Raw genomic sequence first — 16,949 nt, forward strand, 5'->3', positions numbered from 1 at the left:
TCCGCTCTCGGAAATTCAGGATGCCTCAGGCGTCCTGTCTTTTGCCAGCAGCCGCTCGTAAATCTTCTCGATCCGATCAAGCGCATGCGTCGAGTCGAAATGCCTTACCTGCGCCAGGCCCCGAGCGGCTACGGCTCGGCGCTCGTCATCTGAAAGCCCGACTACTTCCGCCAGCTTTGTCGCTGCCTGCGCGGCCCATGCCGAACCGACCGTCGCTTGCGCGTCGGCATCCGGAGGAATGAAGAACCCCGCATCTCCGGCGACCTCGGTCATGGGCGGAATGCCGGTCGTGATGACCGGACAACCCGATGCCATCGCTTCTGCAATCGGCCAGCCGAAACCCTCGGCGATCGATGGAAACAGGAAGACCGTAGCGGCGCCGTAGAGCGACACCAGCACCTCATCGGACACAGACGTCAAAAAGTGGATGTCGCCTGCCGAAGACAGCGACTTGCACAACTCGGCAAGCGCTTCAGGCGGCTGCGGGCCGACCATCAGAAGAGGCAACGCGGCAGCGTTCGCCCCGATGCTTCGGCGCCATGCGTCATATGCCACCAGCACGCCACGCCGATTCTTGTACCAGGTGTTGACGCCGACGTGCAGAACGTAGCCGCGCGACAGATCGATGCCCAGCGTCTTGCCGAGCGTCGCGCGGTCTGCGGCGACATCGGTCGACTGACGGAAGCGTGGATTCACGCCGTTGTAGACCACCTCGCAATTGCCGTTCGAACCGATAACGACCAGCAGATCGTCGCGCGTCTTTTGCGAGATTGCGATGAAGGCGTCGGCCTGACGAAAACCCTGTCGGATGTAGCGCTGGTAGATGCGCCCGGTGGCACTGACCGGATTTTGCGGAATCAGGCCCAACGCCGAATCCTGTGCGAGAAAGTCGTGGCAATGCACGACGTTGGGTTTGGACACGAACGACGGCACCCAGGGGCCGAGTGCGTGATCGGCGAACACGTACAGCGTGTCGTTCGGCTGTCGCGCCATCCGCTTGCGCAATTGCCCGGGAAAGACCAGATACTGGTCGATGTAGCCCATCCATTTCCGGAACCGTGCGGGTACCGGCAGTTTGTAGAAATACGGCTCCGGCGCCCAGGTATGCACTTCGTGGCCGCGTTGTCGCATGCCGTCGGCGAGCCAGGCGGCGTACCGCATCATGCTGGCTATTTTCAGGAAGGGCGGATGCGTAAGAAAAACGAGTTTCATGCCGTAGCGGATTGCTGCTTTTCCTGCGGTGGATTGCGGTTGGTTGGCACGGAACGCTGAAGCCCGATTGCCGCGTTGAGGCGTCGGGCCGCTTCGTCGACGGCAAAATTGCGTTGGTAGGCGGCGAGCGCCTCGATACCGAGTGCAGCGCGCTGCTCCGGTGACAACGACCGCCATTCTGTCAGCAGATTCAGCGTTCCGGCCAGTGTGTCGTCGGCAATCACACCGCCGGGCTGGCACTCACGCCAGATATTGACCTGGTTGCTGATCAGCACCGGCCGCCCGCAAGCCATGGCTTCCACCACGGCGATGCCGAAGTTCTCCTGGTGACTCGGCAAAACGAAGGCATCGCAACCGTAAAGCGCTCCCCATTTGGCGTCGCCGCTGAGCATGCCCGGGAAGTGGATGTCGGCTGGGCAAGCGGCAGCCAAAGCCTGGAGTTCCGCGCCATAAGCCGTATCGAGTCCAGGTCCGGCGACGACCAAGGCCGGCATGGCATCGTCGGAAGCGCGTTGCCGTTGTTCGGTGCGCAATTGCACATAGGCGCGGATCAGCAGATCGACGCCCTTTTTCTCGTGCAGACGGCTCATGAACAACAGATAGGGCCGACCCGCGACTTGCGGGCACCGCTCAAGAAAGGCAGGTGCCATTCCCGCTTGCCGAATCGGCGGCGCTTCAACGCCCATGCCGACATCGAGTTCCTGCTTGGGCTGGTAAGGATGAAACGGTTCGCGGGCCAGCGAGAGCTCCTGCGCGCAGGTGAACAGAACGCCGTCAGCGCTGTTCACGACCGGACCTTCGAAAAGCTTCCAGAACACGGTGTTGCGGATCGCTTTCAAACGGCGGCCAGGTGCTTTCTGGAAATACGGATCGAGCATTCCGTGCGGCATGACGTAATGCCGTGGCGCGGGCTTGCGGGGGTTTGTTTTCCGGTATTGCGCCAGTGCGCGCGAAGTGCCGGCGCTGTTGTGTTGCCAAAGTCCGTGGGTGATGACGGCGTCGAAGCGGTGAAAATTGTTGATCAACCAAGGCTTGAGTGCGGCACCGTAAGCGTAGGGGCCTTTGGCCGGGCCGATGGCGTGAACGGGGAAAGTGTCGCGCCCGAGGAAGTCGGAGTTTGGCGCATCTAGGCAGAGGATTTCGCTGTCGGAGCCTTGTGCCGCCAATGCGGGAACCATGTTGCGGACAGCTTGGCAGAGACCGCCTTGGGCGGGGTCCATGCTGGTGATGACGTGGAGGATTTTCATGCGGACAGAGAAACCTTACACAAGTTCGTATTAAATCTTGCGCAGCAGAAAGAGTTAAAAGGCGTCAAATCCATCTGATTTCTAACGACTGTTGCATCAACTTATAAACTTCCTTGACACGCCAAAAGAAAAAGGTCCCGAAGGACCTCAAATCTACCTGAAAGAGCAGCGGTTATGCTTTGCACGCGGCCGGAGTGTACTTTGCCTTCAAAGATCCCGCTCTGCATACATAGGTAAAGGCTGTACCACCACTCGCTGGCGCACTCAAGTCAAGGGCGACTGGTGTTGCCAAGGCCGCTGAGGCTTGCGTTGCAGGCGTAAAAATTATTGTTCCGCCATTATCTACCGTTGTTGCATACGTGATTGTGATCACTCCAGCTGCAGTTGATTGAACAGAAGCAACGTTCTTTGTAGCGCCTGGGGGAGTCGAATTGATAGCATCGCAGTTAGTCGTTGTGGTAGTTCCACAAATCATTGAGCGCGGACCTTGCGTATTAAATGCCTCAGAAATTGAGGTCTTAAGACCGCTCGCCAAAGACAAACCTTCAGTAACACGCGCCCGCACCGTGTAATCCTGATAAGCCGGCAACGCCACAGCAGCCAAAATACCAATGATCGCCACGACGATCATCAATTCGATAAGGGTGAAGCCCTTTTGCACATTGCGTGCGATGGAACGACGGTTCATTTCATTTACTCCAGGTTGGTTGTTCAGCCCGGTCTGCCCGGTGCGCCAGAGTATTTGCAGCATGCGTGCCAACCTCGGAATCGGCCTAAAACGTTCGATATGCGTTAAAAATGAGAACGTTCAGGTTAAGAAAAATGACAAAGCCTGCTCTTTGTTACTTTTTCTGTCATGACATTTTTGTCACCTGACGAAGAATGTGTCATTTTGTGTCGATGCCTGATGTTGTCGACCTCAATCAATGACAAGCACACTCCCCGTCTCCAGCCACCGAATGTCCCGTCCCATCACGCCGTGCACGCGCCAGTCCGACACCAGCGCGTCGATCTGGCTCATGATCTCCGCTGTTTCTGCTGGTTTGGTATGGGTGATGTAGATGGGATATTGCCGTCCGTCGACGATGTTTCCCAACTCGTCGGCCAACGTCGCCGGAGACAGATGCCTGCTGCGCTCGGCCAGTGCCTGTTCGCGGTCGCTGAAGGCGGTTTCCATCACCAGCATGCCGATATCCAGTTTGTTGATGCGCGCCCAGAATGCAGGATTCCGGTCCGTATCGCCGCTGAAAGCCCAATAAGGACCGCCCGTTGCGCTCCGCACGGCAAAGCCGCAGGCCGGCACGGTGTGGATCGCCGGCAACACCTCGACATGCTTTGGTTGCATCGTTCCCAATTTCAGCGTCTCGCCGATCGCAAAGCAATGGAAGCTGACGAACGGCTTCTCGCGGCTGGGAATACTCGCGAAATCTGGCCAGATGACGTTGTTGAAGACGTGGGCACGAAGCGCATCAATGGTGGCGCTCAGCGCATGGACGCGCAATGGGCGATCTCGGCGACTGGCGACGGCGTCGATCATCAGGGGCAGCGCGGCGACATGGTCGAGATGAGAGTGCGTGAGCACCACGTCGTCGACGCGCGCCATTTCGACGAGTGTGAGATCGCCGACGCCGGTTCCGGCGTCGATCAGCAGATCGTCGTCCACGAGGAACGAAGTCGTCCTGCAGTCCTTCGCGATGGCACCCGAGCAGCCCAGCACACGCACCTGCATCGTTGCCACCCCCTTCGCTGTTTTACTTCGGGGAGGCTAAACGCTTCAGTCGCTGCCGGTAAAGGACTTTTTTGGCATACGTCGTTTCAGGCGTGGATGAACTGCATCTTGGTTCCACCGAGTTCCAGGACGTCCCCGTCCTGCAGGGTCACAGCTTCGCTGCCCAGCTTTTCGCCGTTCAGCGTAGTGCCACCGTCGATCGGCGCGATCACGTAGCCGTGCAGGCGTCGGGTCACTGCGGCGACGGCGATGCCGGGCTTGCCGATCGTGGTGACGACCTTCTCGAGCGACAGCTCGCGACCGGCGCCGACGCCGGAGAGCACCCGGATCGCCGCCGGCAGCACGCCGCCGTTGAGCGTGCCGACGACGGTAGGCGCGGTCGAAAGCGGTATCGGCGCAGAGATGACCGGCGAACCTGGGCGCTGGGCACCGGGCATCTGCGTATCCGAAACCGGCTCGGGCGATTCGATTCCCGCGAGGAAGCGAATCTTGTACTTGCCCACCTCGATGATGTCGTTGTGCTCGAGCGCCTGCTTCTTCACTGCGCGCGCGTTGACGTAGGTGCCGTTGGTGCTGTTAAGGTCCTCGATCTGGACATCGCTGCCTGCCATGTGCAGCACAGCGTGCTCGCCGCTGATCGCGAGGTTGTCGATGACGATGTCGTTGTAGGGCCGCCGTCCGAGCGTGGTGCGGTCCTTCGCAAGCGTCACCTCCTTGATTACGACACCATCGATCGAGACGATCATTTTCGGCATTGCCGGCTCCTGAATCTACAAAGTTGATCGGTCAGCAGGCTCCGCGTTCCGTCTCGTCACCGAGGGCTCGCGCGAGGACAACGGAAATGTTGTCACGACCGCCATTGTCGTTGGCAGCAGCGACCAGAAGCGCCGCCTTGTCCGACAACGTATCGTTTTGTAACAGAATTCTCTGCATTACGGCATCCTGCACCATTTCGCTCAGACCGTCGGAGCAAAGCAGATACAGATCGCCGGGCAGCACCGGATATTCGTTGACTTCGAGTTCGACCGCACGCTCGATGCCGAGTGCGCGCGTCACCAGGTTCCGGTGGGGCGACTGGGCGGCCTGCTCGGGCGTGATGAGCCCTGCGTCGAGCTGGTCCTGCATCAGCGAATGGTCGCGCGTGAGCTGGTCGAACTGGCCGTTCCGGAGTCGGTAACAGCGCGAATCGCCGATATGACCGACCACGGCACGGTCGGGGCCCAGCACGGCCAGCACCAGCGTCGTGCCCATCCCGTGAAGATGCGGATTGGCGCTCCCGGCTTCCAGGATGGCGCTGTTGGCCTCGTCCGTTCCGACCTGGAGTGCAAGACAGACCGAACGTGCGGGCGCCCGCACTCCGGCGTGGGCCAGCCAGCGACCGAAGCTGGCGCGGAGCAGCGCGATGGCCATGCCGCTGGCCACCTCGCCGCCGTTGTAGCCGCCCATGCCGTCGGCCAGGATCGCAAACCCCAAAGCCGGATCGACTGCAATCGCATCCTCATTGTTGGCGCGCACCCGACCGGTATCGGTGAGCGCCTCGAAGTCCCAAGAGGATGAGGATTTGATTGTCATGGTCGAGTGGGTCGTCTGTTCAGTGGACGGCCGATTTGTCGTGTCCGCGTTTCTGCAGGAAACGGCCGACGATGAGGACGAAGGCGGCACCGGCGACGGCGCCGGCGTAATGCAGCCACGGATAGGTCGCCCGCACACCCTCGAGCGACACGTCGCCGACGATGGTTTCGCCACCGACCCAGCCGATCAGCACGGCGCCGAGCAAAACGATGATCGGGAAGCGCTCCATGAGCTTGATCATGAGCGTGCTGCCGAAGATCACCAGCGGAATGCTGATGGCGAGGCCGAGGATCAGCAGCGTCGTGTTGCCCTGCGCAGCCGCGGCCACGGCGATCACGTTGTCCAGGCTCATCACCAGGTCGGCGATCAGGATGGTGCGCACGGCCGCGAACATGCTGCCGTACTCCTTGCTTTCGCCTTCGCCGTCGTCCTCGTCACCAAGCAACTGCAGGCCGATCCACAGCAGCAGCAGTCCTCCGATGATCTGGAGATAGGGCAGCGCCAGCAGCTTGGCGGCAACCACCGTGAGTGCGATTCGCAACACGACCGCTGCGCCGGAGCCGATGAAGACGGCCTTGCGCTGTTGGGCAGGCGGCAGCGAGCGTGCCGCCAGCGCGATCACGACGGCGTTGTCGCCCGAAAGGATGATGTTGATCCAGACGATCTTCAGCAGATTCAGCCAGAAGTCGGAGGTTTGCAGGAATTCCATGTTGTCGATCTCGATGTCTCTATGCCACTGTTATGAATAAAAAAAGCGCCGGCAATTTGAATTGCGAGCGCCTTTTCGTTTGTTGTGGTCGTCGCCAGGGACGCTTTTCGCGTCGCCTGCGATGTACTTACAGGCGCGCCTTCAGCAGCTTGGCCAGTTCGGAGAAGTTGCGCGTGATCGTGAAGCCCGACTCTTCCATGATGGCGAGCTTGGCATCGGCCGTATCGGCACCGCCGGAGATCAGCGCGCCGGCATGGCCCATGCGTTTGCCCGGAGGCGCGGTCACGCCTGCGATGAAGCCGACGACCGGCTTCTTCATGTTGAGCTTGCACCAGCGGGCCGCATCGGCCTCGTCCGGGCCGCCGATTTCGCCGATCATGATGACAGCGTCGGTGTCCGGATCGTCGTTGAAGGCCTGCATCACGTCGATGTGCTTCAGGCCGTTGATCGGATCGCCGCCGATGCCGACTGCCGACGACTGGCCGAGGCCGATCTCGGTCAGCTGGGCCACGGCTTCATAGGTCAGCGTACCCGAGCGCGAGACCACGCCGATACGACCCTTGCGATGGATGTGACCGGGCATGATGCCGATCTTGATTTCGTCGGGCGTGATCAGGCCGGGGCAGTTCGGGCCGAGCAGCAGCGTCTTCTTGCCGCCAGCGGCTTCCTTGGCGCGCATCTTGTTGCGCACTTCGAGCATGTCCTTGACCGGAATGCCTTCGGTGATGCAGATCGCCATGTCCAGGTCGGCTTCGACGGCTTCCCAGATCGCGGCTGCCGCACCGGGTGGCGGCACGTAGATGACCGACACGGTGGCACCGGTCTGCGATGCGGCTTCTTTCACCGAACCGAAGATCGGGATACCGAAGATCGACTCGCCGGCCTTCTTCGGGTTCACGCCGGCCACGAAGGCGTTCTTGCCGTTCGCATATTCCTGGCACTTTTCCGTGTGGAACTGACCGGTCTTGCCGGTAATACCCTGGGTGATGACCTTGGTGTCTTTGTTGATGTAGATCGACATGACTAATCCTTACTTGACGGCTGCAACCACTTTTTGGGCCGCATCGGCCATCGTGTCGGCGCTGATGATCGGCAGGCCGGATTCGGCCAGCAATTTCTTGCCCTCGACTTCGTTCGTGCCCTTCATGCGCACCACCAGCGGCACGCTGAGGTTCACTGCCTTGCAGGCTGCGATCACGCCGGTGGCGATGGTGTCGCACTTCATGATGCCGCCGAAGATGTTGACAAGGATGCCCTTGACGTTCTTGTTCTTCAGCATGATCTTGAAGGCTTCGGTCACCTTCTCGGGGGTGGCACCGCCGCCCACGTCCAGGAAGTTGGCCGGCTCGCCGCCGAACAGCTTGATGGTGTCCATGGTGGCCATCGCCAGGCCGGCGCCGTTCACCAGGCAGCCGATGTTGCCGTCGAGCGAGATGTAGGCGAGGTCGAACTTCGAGGCTTCGACTTCGGCTGCGTCTTCTTCGTCCAGGTCGCGCAGGGCGACGAGTTCGGGGTGGCGAAACAGCGAGTTCGGATCGAAGTTGAACTTCGCGTCGAGCGCCATGACTTGGCCCTTGCTGTCACGGTTGAGCGGGTTGATCTCGACCAGCGAGGCGTCCGTCTCCATGTAGCAGGTGTAGAGCTTCTTCAGGATGTCGACCGTCTGCGCGGTCGAATCGGCCGGCATGCCGATGCCGTCCGAGATTTCCTTGGCTTGCGCGTCGGTCAGGCCGAGTTGCGGGTCGGCGAAGACCGTGATGATCTTCTCGGGCGACGAATGTGCAACTTCCTCGATGTCCATGCCGCCTTCGCTGGACGCGATGAAGGCGACCTTCTGCGTCGCGCGATCGGTCACGGCGGAAATGTAGTATTCCTTGTTGATATCGGCGCCGTCTTCGATGTAGAGGCGACGAACCTTCTGGCCTTCGGGGCCGGTCTGGTGCGTGATCAATTGCATGCCGAGGATTTCGCCGGCGATGCGCTTGACGTCTTCGATGGTCTTGGCGACCTTGACGCCGCCGCCCTTGCCGCGCCCACCGGCGTGGATCTGGGCCTTGACCACCCACACGGGGCCGCCAAGTTTCTGGGCGGCTTCGACCGCCTCCTGGACCGTGTAGGCCGCAATGCCGCGTGGCACGGGCACGCCGAACTTGGCAAGAATTTCCTTGCCTTGGTACTCGTGAATCTTCATGAGGGTTCTCTCGGAACGGAGGTTGAAAACGAGATGGTGACTGTTGTCCGAAGGCCACTGCGCACCGCTTCGGGCAGGGGGTGGCGGACAACTGCGGAATGTATCATGGTGCGCCGCACAAACTCCAGCGAATCACGCCAGGATTAGCGCTTTAGTTCTCATTTTTCGTAATGAACGGACACAATCATGGTCAAGGTTTTCATTGATGGCGAAGCCGGCACGACCGGTCTGCAAATCCGGGAGCGGCTCCAGTCGATGCCGCAGGTCGAGCTCGTCAGCATCGCGCCCGAACTCCGCAAGAACGCCGATGCCAAGCGCGACCTGATGGCGGGCGTCGACCTCGTCGTGCTGTGCCTGCATGACGACGCGGCGATCGAATCCGTCGCACTGATCGACCAGTTGCCTGGCAAGAAACCCAAGATCATCGATGCCTCGACTGCGCACCGCACCAACCCGGCCTGGGCATTCGGCTTTCCGGAACTGACAGCCGGCCACTGGGAAGCTGTGGCTGCAGCCGACCGCGTCGCGAATCCGGGCTGCTATGCGACCGGTGCCATCGCCATCGTCCGGCCGCTGGTCGATGCGGGCATCCTGCCGGTCGACTTCCCGATCGCGCTGCCGTCCGTGAGTGGTTTCTCGGGTGGCGGGCGCACCATGATCGAGGCCTATGAAGCGGGCGGCGCTGCGCCTTACGAAACCTACGCGCTGGGCCTGAAGCACAAGCACATCCCGGAAATCATGAAATACACCGGACTCACGCGCCGTCCGGTGTTTATCCCGTCTGTGGGCAATTTCAAGCAGGGAATGCTCGTCCAGTTGCCTCTGCACCTGGACGACCTGCCGGGCAAACCGAAGGCGGGCGACTTGCACGAGGCGCTGGCTGCGCACTACGCCCGCAGCAACACGCCGGACAACTTCATCAAGGTTCTGCCGCCGACCGACGACGGCAAGCTGGAACCGACTGCGCTCAACGACACGAACATGCTCGAGCTGCGCGTCTACCCGAACGAGGACCACCGCCACGCGGTGGTGATCGCGCGTCTGGACAACCTGGGCAAGGGCGCGAGCGGCGCGGCGGTGCAGAACCTGAAGCTGATGTTGAAGATCTGACTCGAACTCAGCGCAGCATCGCCGACATCGCCGAACAGCAATTCAGCATCCGCACGGCCGCCTCGACCGACGGCGCCGCGAAGCGCAGCGCCATCGGGTCGACGCGCTGGAACGTCGGCCACTGGCAGAACAGGTCGGCCTGCGCTGGCGTCTGGGTGCGCAAGGTGACAGAGAGCGGCATGTGCAGTTGTAGCGGTCGCGCGTTGCCGATGCGGCCCAGCGCCTCGACCACGCCCGCACGGATCGCCGCGCACGACTGCGCCGGCGACAGCGAGATGCCGCTGTTCTGCCCGGTCGCGCGCTTGGTCTGCACGAAGGTCGCCTGCGGGAACAGCGGCCGGTTCTCGGCGATGAACAGATCGTCTCCGCTGGCCATCAGCACGGGTGCGCCGTACTCGCCGGCGAGCGCGCCGTAGATGCCGGCTTCGCTCATCGGCTGACCGTCGAATTCGATCGCCGCGAAGGCGAAGCTGTTGATGGTGTGCGCGAGGATGCCCGACCCCTGCGCGCGTGAGTGGTAGCCAACCATGCAGACGCCGTCGATGCCGAGCTCCACGCCCGACACCATGCTCAGGTAGCGCGGCTTGCCCTGGATCGCCTGCGCGCGCGGGTCGAGCAGGTCGGCCGGCATGTTGCGGAAGTCGCCGTGCGAATCGTTGACGTAGACCTCGGTCGCGCCGCCATCGAAGGCTCCGGCGATGGCGGCGTTGGCCTCGTCGGTCATCCAGCGGCGGGCGCGTTCGTATTCGGGGTTGCCCGCGCGCACCTGCTGCGGATGGAAGACGCCGGCCACGCCTTCGATGTCGACGGAGATCAGGATTTTCATGAGACTCTCGAAAGTAGGTGGGGCAACGTCGGCCGCACATGGCCGTCGCGCCCGATGAACGATTCGGCATGCCACAGCGCATGCAGGATGGCCTGCTCGACGCTGTCGGCGGTCGCATGGAACAGTCCGTCGAGCAATGCGTCGTGCAGCAGCGCGACGGCGGGCATCAACGCATCGGTTCGTTGCGGCACTGTGTAGGCGGTCGAGAACGCCAGCACGATGTCGCCGCTGCCGTGGCCGAAGACCGAGCCAGTTCGGGCGAGCCCCGCGCCGGCGCGCAGTGCGAGGCGGCGCAATTGGCGTGCATCGAGCGGCGCGTCGGTCGCGATGAGGATGATGATCGAACCCTTTTCGGGGACCATCGAGCGGCTGGTTTCGGACATTGCCGCGATCCGTTCGCCGACCGCATCGCCTGTGACGATGAGATTGGCCAGCACGCCGAAGTTCGCCAGCACCAGCGTACCGACGATGTAGTCACCGGTTGTCGTCGTCACACAGCGCGACGCGGTGCCGATGCCGCCCTTGAGCTCGAAGCACGACATGCCGCGCCCCGCACCCACCGAACCCTGCGCGACATCGGCGCCGGCCGCGTTCCATGCGTGCAGGTAATCGGCCTCGGTCACCACCATGCGCTGAATGTCGTTGAGGAAGCCGTCGTTGCACTCGAACACCAGCGGGTTCACGGTCGGCAATGCGCGTCCGCATTCGGGATTCGCTTCGATGCACTGGCGGATCTGCGCCGCTGTCACGGCAGGCACGGCGAAGGTGTTGGTCAGCGCGATCGGCGTTTCGAGCAGGCCCAGTTCATCGATCTGCATCAGCCCGACGCTCTTGCCGAAGCCGTTGAGCACCGCGAAGCCAGCCGGCACGCGCTGCATGAAGGGATCGCCGCCGTGCGGCCGCACGACCGTCACGCCGGTGTGGATGCCGCTGCCCTCGCCCTCATCGCGCGTGCAGTGGCCGACGACAACGCCGGCCACGTCGGTGATCGCATCGCGCGGACCCGAGGGCAGGCGGCCGATCCGCGGGACCTGGACAGCCACGGCTACAGCCTGTCTATTTTCGGATCGAGCGCGTCGCGCAGGCCGTCGCCCAGCAGGTTGAAGGCCAGCACCGTGAAGAAGATCGCGAGCGACGGAAACAGTGCGACGTGCGGTGCGTTGACCATGTCGGCACGCGCTTCGTTGAGCATTGCGCCCCACTCGGGCGTCGGCGGCTGCGCGCCGAGGCCGAGGAACGACAGGCTCGCCGCCGTGATGATCGAGGTGCCCAGCCGCATCGTGAAGTAGACGACGATGGCGGAGATGGTGCCCGGCAGGATATGGCGCAGCAGGATCATGCGATCGCTTGCGCCGATGCTTTGCGTGGCCTCGATATAGGTGAGGTTCTTCAGCACCAGCGTATTGCCGCGCACCAGCCGAGCGAAGGCCGGCACGCTGAACACCGACACCGCGATGATCACGTTGATCATCCCGTTGCCGAGGATCGCGACCACGCCGAGCGCCAGCAGCACGCCAGGAAACGCGAACAGCACGTCCGAAATCCGCATCACGATGCGGTCCCACCAGCCGCCGTAGTAACCGGCCAGCAAGCCGAACACGGTGCCGACGATGGCGCCCACCACGACCGACAGGAAGCCGGCGGCCAGCGAGATGCGCGTGCCCATCAGGATGCGGCTGAAGATGTCGCGCCCAAGCGGGTCGACGCCGAACCAGTGCACCAGCGACGGGCCCTGGTTGATGCGGTCGTAGTCGAAGAAATTCTCGGCGTCGTACGGCACGATCCACGGCGCCAGCACCGCGACCAGCACCAGCAGCACGACGAAGATCAACGCCGCGAAACCCACGTGCTGCATCCGGAACTTGCGCCAGAACTCGCGCCACGGCGTGCGCACCGCGTTACTTGTATCGGATGGTTGGATTGATGAAGCCATAGAGCACGTCGACCGCGAGATTGATCAGGATGAACTCGAGCGAAAAGAGCAGCACGAGCGTCTGGATGATGGGGTAGTCGCGCATCTCGATCGCGTCGACCAGAAGCCGGCCGAGCCCCGGCCAGTTGAAGACGGCTTCGACCACGATCGATCCGCCCAGAAGAAAGCCGAACTGCAGGCCCATCATGGTGACGACCGGTATCAGCGCGTTGCGCAGGCAGTGCTTGAGCACCACGAGTTTTTCCGGGACGCCCTTGGCCCGCGCGGTGCGAACGAAGTCTTCCTGGATCACCTCGATGAACGAAGCCCGCGTGAAGCGCGCCATCACGGCGGCGACGGCCGCGCCCAATGTGAGCGACGGCAATATGTAGTGGCGCCATGTGTCGGCGCCGACGGTCGGCAGCCAGCCCAGCTGCACCGAAAACACCTGCATCAGCAACATGCCCAGCGCGAACGCCGGGAACGAGATGCCCGAGACTGCCAGCGTCATGCCGACACGGTCGGGCCACTGGTTGCGATACACGGCGGAAACGATGCCGATCAACATGCCGAAGAAGGTCGCCCAGACCATGCTGGTGAGCGTGAGCAGCAGCGTCGGCATGAAGCGCTCCGCGATCTCGGTCGAAACCGCGCGCTTGGAGCGCAGCGACGTGCCGAAATCGCCTTGCAGCAGGTTGCCGAAGAAGTTCAGGAACTGCTGCGGCAACGGCTTGTCGAGGCCGAGCTCCTGACGCACCAGCGCCACCGTCTCCGGGCCGGCGTCCACGCCCGCGGCCAGCCGCGCGGGGTCGCCGGGCAGCAGGTGCACGAACAGGAACACCAGCACCGCGACGATCAGCAGCGTCGGCAGCAGGCCGAGCAGGCGCTTGAGGATGTAGTGCGTCATCTGAACTGAAAGCTCGCCGGATTACTTCAATTCGACTTCGTCGTAGTTGAAGCTGCCGTCCGGAATTACATAAAAGCCCGACAGGTTGCGTGCGCGCACCGACAGCAGCTGCTCGGTTACGAGAAACGCCCATGGTGCGTCCTTCCAGATGCGCTGCTGCACGTCGGAATAGATCTTGTTCTTTGCAGCGGCATCGGTGGTGACCAGCGCCTTCTTGATGCCGGCATCGACCTCGTCGTTCTTGTAGTAGGCCGTGTTGAACAGCTTCGGCGGGAACGATTCGGAAGCCAGCAGCGGACGCAACGCCCAGTCGGCTTCACCGGTCGACGACGACCAGCCGACGTAGTACATGCGCACCGGCGCGGTCGCCGGGTCCTGCGCGCTTTCGACGCGTTCGACGCGCTGGCCGGCTTCGAGCGCCTGGACCTGCACCTTGATGCCGACCTGGCCGAGCTGCTGCTGCACGAACTGGATCACCTTCTGCGCGGTCGTATGGTTGTAGGCAGACCAGAGCGTGCTTTCGAAGCCGTTCGGGTAGCCGGCCTCGGCCAGCAGCGCCTTCGCCTTGGCCGGGTCATACGGCCACGGGCCCGTCTTGATCGCTCCGTCGACGCCCTTGGGCAGCACGCCCTCGGCCGGAATCGCGAAGCCGGAGAACGCGACCTTGACCAGCGCGTCCTTGTTGATCGCGTAATTGATGGCCTCGCGCACCTTCGGGTTGTCGAACGGCTTCTGCTGCGTGTTGAACGAGATGTAGCGCTGGATGATCGACGGCGCGGCCGTCACTTCGAGGCTCGGCTTGGCGCGCAGCGTGGCGGCGGCTTCGGGCGGCATCGGGAACGCGAAATGCGCCTCGTTGGTCTGCATCATGGCCGAGCGGGTGTTGTTGTCGACCACCGGGCGGAAGGTGATGGTGTCGACCTTCGGATAGCCCTTACGCCAGTAGCCGTCGAACTTCGCGACCTTCAGGTAGTCGGTGGCCTTCCATTCGACGAACTTGAACGGGCCGGTGCCGACCGGGTTCTGCGCGATGCCCTTGCTGCCGAACTTGGCCAGCGCCGCCGGCGAGATGATCACGCCCGACGGATGCGCCAGCGTGTTGATGAACGGCGAGAACGGCTCGGTCAGCGTGAACTTCACCGTGGTCGCGTCGACCGCTTCCGTCTTGGCTATGTTCTTGTAGAGGTTGTAGCGCTTGAGCTTGTTGTCCGGGTTTGTCACGCGGTCGAAGGTGACCTTGACGGCTTCGGCATTGAAGGGCGTGCCGTCATGGAACTGGATGCCGCTGCGCAGCTTGACGGTGTAGACCAGGCCGTCCTTGCTGACCGTGTGTCCGGTGGCGAGCACCGGGACCATCTTCATGTCCTTGTCGAAGCCGTAGAGGCCTTGATAGAAGGACTTGGCTACCGCCTGCGACAGCGTGTCGTTGGCGTCGTACGGGTCAGTGGTGGTGAAGTTGGACTGCACCGCGACGACCACGTCCTTGGCGGCGTGGGCGGAAAGCGCCACGCCGGCCAGCGCCAGGGCGGCGGCGATGTGGGAAAGACGTTTATTGAACATGCGAAGACTCCTTTGAAGCCGGTTGGGAGAAATGACTGGAAATTTGAAACGGGTCAGGCGACCGAATGCAGCGCCACGAAATGCCCCGGCGCGACCTCGACCAACGGCGGCGGATCGGGCTCGTAGCCGACCGGATGCACCGGGCTCGGAATCTCGCCCTTCTGCAGCGTGCGGCCGATGTTGCGCCGCGTCGGGTCGGCCACCGGCACTGCCGCCATCAGGCGTTTGGTGTAGGCGTGCTGCGGGTTCTCGAAGATGGCGCGACGCGGCCCGATCTCGACGATCTGGCCAAGGTACATCACGGCCACGCGATGGCTCACGCGCTCGACCACCGCCATGTCGTGCGAGATGAAGAGAAAAGCGACGCCGAGCTCGCGCTGCAGGTCGAGCAGCAGGTTCACGATCTGCGCCTGGATCGACACGTCCAGCGCCGACACCGACTCGTCCGCCACCACCACCTTCGGGTTCAACGCAAGCGCCCGCGCGATGGCGATGCGCTGGCGCTGCCCGCCGGAAAACTCATGCGGATAGCGCTGCGCGTGCTCGGCCGGCAGCCCGACCTTCTCCAGCAGCCAGCGCACGCGCGTCTGTGCCTCTTCGCCGCTCGCGATGCCGTGCACCAGCAGCGGCTCCATGATCGAATAACCGACCGTCACGCGCGGGTCGAGCGAGGCGAACGGGTCCTGGAAGATGAACTGGATGTCACGGCGCAGCGCCTGCACTTCCTTCTTCGGCAGTTCCAGCACGTTGCGGCCGTCGAACTCGATGCTGCCGCGCTGGCTCTCGACCAGCCGCAGCAGCGAACGTCCGGTGGTCGATTTCCCGCAGCCCGATTCGCCGACCAGCGCCAGCGTCTCGCCCGCATGCAGGTCAAAGCTCACCTTCTCGACCGCATGCACCACGCGCGTCACGCGGCTCAGCAGACCGCTGCGCAGCTCGAAGCGCGTCACCAGATCCTTGACACGGAGGATCGGCGGCTGGTCGTGGCGCACCGTGTCGTGCGGCTCGATTGCGGGGGCTGGCGCGGCGCCGGGTTCATCGACGCGCAGCAGTTCGAACTTCGCCGGCAGGTCGGTGCCGCGCATCGCGCCGAGTTGCGGCACGGCCGACAGCAGCGCCCGCGTGTACGGATGCTTCGGATCGGCGAACACCTGCGTGGCAGTGTCGGCCTCCACCTTGTTGCCGCGGTACATCACCAACACGCGGTCGGCCACTTCGGCCACCACGCCCATGTCGTGCGTGATGAACAGCACGCCCATCCGCATCTCGGTCTGCAGCTCGCGGATCAGCTGGAGGATCTGCGCCTGGATGGTGACGTCGAGCGCCGTCGTCGGCTCGTCGGCGATCAGCAGCGACGGCTTGCACGACAGTGCCATCGCAATCATCACGCGCTGGCGCATGCCGCCCGAGAGCTGGTGCGGGAAGCGGTCGAGCACACCGCGCGCCTCGGGTATGCGGACCAGCTCGAGCATGCGCAGTGCCTCGGCGCGCGCTGCGCTGCGGTCCTTGCGCTGATGGATCGCAATGGCCTCGGCGATCTGGTCGCCGGCGGTGAACACCGGGTTCAGCGAGGTCATCGGCTCCTGGAAAATCATCGCTATGTCGGCACCGCGGATTCCGCGCATGGCGGCATCGGGCGCGCTCGCCAGATCAAGTACCTGGTCGTTGCGGCGCCGGAACAGCATGCGGCCGCCGACGATGCGGCCGCCGCCGTATTCGACCAGCCGCATCAGCGCCAGCGAGGTCACCGACTTGCCCGAACCGGACTCGCCGACGATGGCCAGCGTCTCGCCACGCTCGACGTGGAACGACAGGTTCTTCACCGCATCGACGACGCGCTCGGAGGTCGAGAAGCGGACGTTCAGGTCCTCGACGGACAGCACGCGACCCTCGGGCAGCGCGATCGGCGATGCGACGGATCGCGCGGCGGAAGAAGGGCCGGAAGAAGGATCGTTGAGAACGGCGGACATGAAC

At 63.0% G+C, this 16,949-nt stretch carries 16 protein-coding genes; 1 reads left to right on the forward strand and 15 read right to left on the reverse strand.

From position 1 onward, the window contains the following. Positions 1-15 precede the first annotated feature (15 nt). The 9 genes from ACSFA3_RS16160 to sucC all read right to left on the reverse strand — a co-directional run bounded on the left by ACSFA3_RS16160 (position 16) and on the right by sucC (position 8,660). Positions 16-1,212 (reverse strand): glycosyltransferase family 4 protein, encoded by a 1,197-nt coding sequence (locus tag ACSFA3_RS16160; RefSeq protein ID WP_435506501.1) that lies wholly within the window; start codon positions 1,210-1,212, stop codon positions 16-18. After that, positions 1,209-2,459 carry a glycosyltransferase gene (locus ACSFA3_RS16165; protein WP_435506502.1) on the reverse strand — a complete coding sequence of 417 codons (1,251 nt, stop codon included), beginning with the start codon at positions 2,457-2,459 and terminating at the stop codon, positions 1,209-1,211. The genes ACSFA3_RS16160 and ACSFA3_RS16165 overlap by 4 nt, the downstream gene beginning before the upstream one ends. A 172-nt stretch (positions 2,460-2,631) precedes the next feature. Next, entirely contained in the window at positions 2,632-3,147 is a 516-nt protein-coding gene (locus ACSFA3_RS16170) for a pilin (protein WP_435506916.1), read from the reverse strand. Positions 3,148-3,378: 231 nt separating this feature from the next. Next, positions 3,379-4,188 carry an MBL fold metallo-hydrolase gene (locus ACSFA3_RS16175; protein ID WP_435506917.1) on the reverse strand — a complete coding sequence of 270 codons (810 nt, stop codon included), beginning with the start codon at positions 4,186-4,188 and terminating at the stop codon, positions 3,379-3,381. Between the two features lie 86 nt (positions 4,189-4,274). Beyond that, positions 4,275-4,943: an FHA domain-containing protein gene (locus tag ACSFA3_RS16180; protein WP_435506503.1), complete on the reverse strand. Its 669-nt coding sequence runs from the start codon at positions 4,941-4,943 to the stop codon at positions 4,275-4,277. A gap of 31 nt (positions 4,944-4,974) precedes the next feature. After that, a complete protein-coding gene (locus tag ACSFA3_RS16185) occupies positions 4,975-5,760 on the reverse strand; it encodes a Stp1/IreP family PP2C-type Ser/Thr phosphatase (RefSeq protein ID WP_435506504.1) in 786 nt (261 codons plus the stop codon). 19 nt (positions 5,761-5,779) lie between these two features. After that, positions 5,780-6,469 (reverse strand): TerC family protein, encoded by a 690-nt coding sequence (locus tag ACSFA3_RS16190; protein WP_435506505.1) that lies wholly within the window; start codon positions 6,467-6,469, stop codon positions 5,780-5,782. Between the two features lie 127 nt (positions 6,470-6,596). Further along, positions 6,597-7,490 carry a succinate--CoA ligase subunit alpha gene (gene sucD / locus ACSFA3_RS16195; protein WP_435506506.1) on the reverse strand — a complete coding sequence of 298 codons (894 nt, stop codon included), beginning with the start codon at positions 7,488-7,490 and terminating at the stop codon, positions 6,597-6,599. Between the two features lie 9 nt (positions 7,491-7,499). Then, a complete protein-coding gene (gene sucC / locus ACSFA3_RS16200) occupies positions 7,500-8,660 on the reverse strand; it encodes an ADP-forming succinate--CoA ligase subunit beta (protein WP_435506507.1) in 1,161 nt (386 codons plus the stop codon). A 186-nt stretch (positions 8,661-8,846) separates the two neighbouring features. Here sucC and argC point away from each other — a divergent pair, with 186 nt between their 5' ends. Then, complete coding sequence (gene argC / locus ACSFA3_RS16205; protein WP_435506508.1) at positions 8,847-9,770, forward strand: N-acetyl-gamma-glutamyl-phosphate reductase; 924 nt, start codon at positions 8,847-8,849, stop codon at positions 9,768-9,770. A 7-nt stretch (positions 9,771-9,777) separates the two neighbouring features. On the opposite strand, the gene ACSFA3_RS16210 is transcribed toward argC, so the two are convergent. The 6 genes from ACSFA3_RS16210 to ACSFA3_RS16235 are packed head-to-tail and all read right to left on the reverse strand — an operon-like array spanning position 9,778 to position 16,945. Next, on the reverse strand, positions 9,778-10,596 hold the full coding sequence (locus ACSFA3_RS16210) for a M55 family metallopeptidase (RefSeq protein ID WP_435506509.1): 819 nt from the start codon (positions 10,594-10,596) through the stop codon (positions 9,778-9,780). Continuing rightward, positions 10,593-11,639 carry a DmpA family aminopeptidase gene (locus ACSFA3_RS16215; RefSeq protein WP_435506510.1) on the reverse strand — a complete coding sequence of 349 codons (1,047 nt, stop codon included), beginning with the start codon at positions 11,637-11,639 and terminating at the stop codon, positions 10,593-10,595. The genes ACSFA3_RS16210 and ACSFA3_RS16215 overlap by 4 nt, the downstream gene beginning before the upstream one ends. 2 nt (positions 11,640-11,641) lie before the next feature. Further along, positions 11,642-12,529 carry a glutathione ABC transporter permease GsiD gene (gene gsiD / locus ACSFA3_RS16220; protein WP_435506511.1) on the reverse strand — a complete coding sequence of 296 codons (888 nt, stop codon included), beginning with the start codon at positions 12,527-12,529 and terminating at the stop codon, positions 11,642-11,644. After that, entirely contained in the window at positions 12,495-13,415 is a 921-nt protein-coding gene (gene gsiC, locus ACSFA3_RS16225) for a glutathione ABC transporter permease GsiC (RefSeq protein WP_435506512.1), read from the reverse strand. The genes gsiD and gsiC overlap by 35 nt, the downstream gene beginning before the upstream one ends. Before the next feature lie 21 nt (positions 13,416-13,436). Next, complete coding sequence (gsiB, locus tag ACSFA3_RS16230; RefSeq protein WP_435506513.1) at positions 13,437-14,975, reverse strand: glutathione ABC transporter substrate-binding protein GsiB; 1,539 nt, start codon at positions 14,973-14,975, stop codon at positions 13,437-13,439. A 53-nt stretch (positions 14,976-15,028) separates the two neighbouring features. Then, positions 15,029-16,945, reverse strand: a complete 1,917-nt coding sequence (locus ACSFA3_RS16235) for a dipeptide ABC transporter ATP-binding protein (protein ID WP_435506514.1) — start codon at positions 16,943-16,945, stop codon at positions 15,029-15,031. Positions 16,946-16,949 lie beyond the last annotated feature (4 nt).

This window comes from Variovorax glucosi, assembly GCF_051216695.1.
Classification (GTDB): domain Bacteria; phylum Pseudomonadota; class Gammaproteobacteria; order Burkholderiales; family Burkholderiaceae_C; genus Variovorax.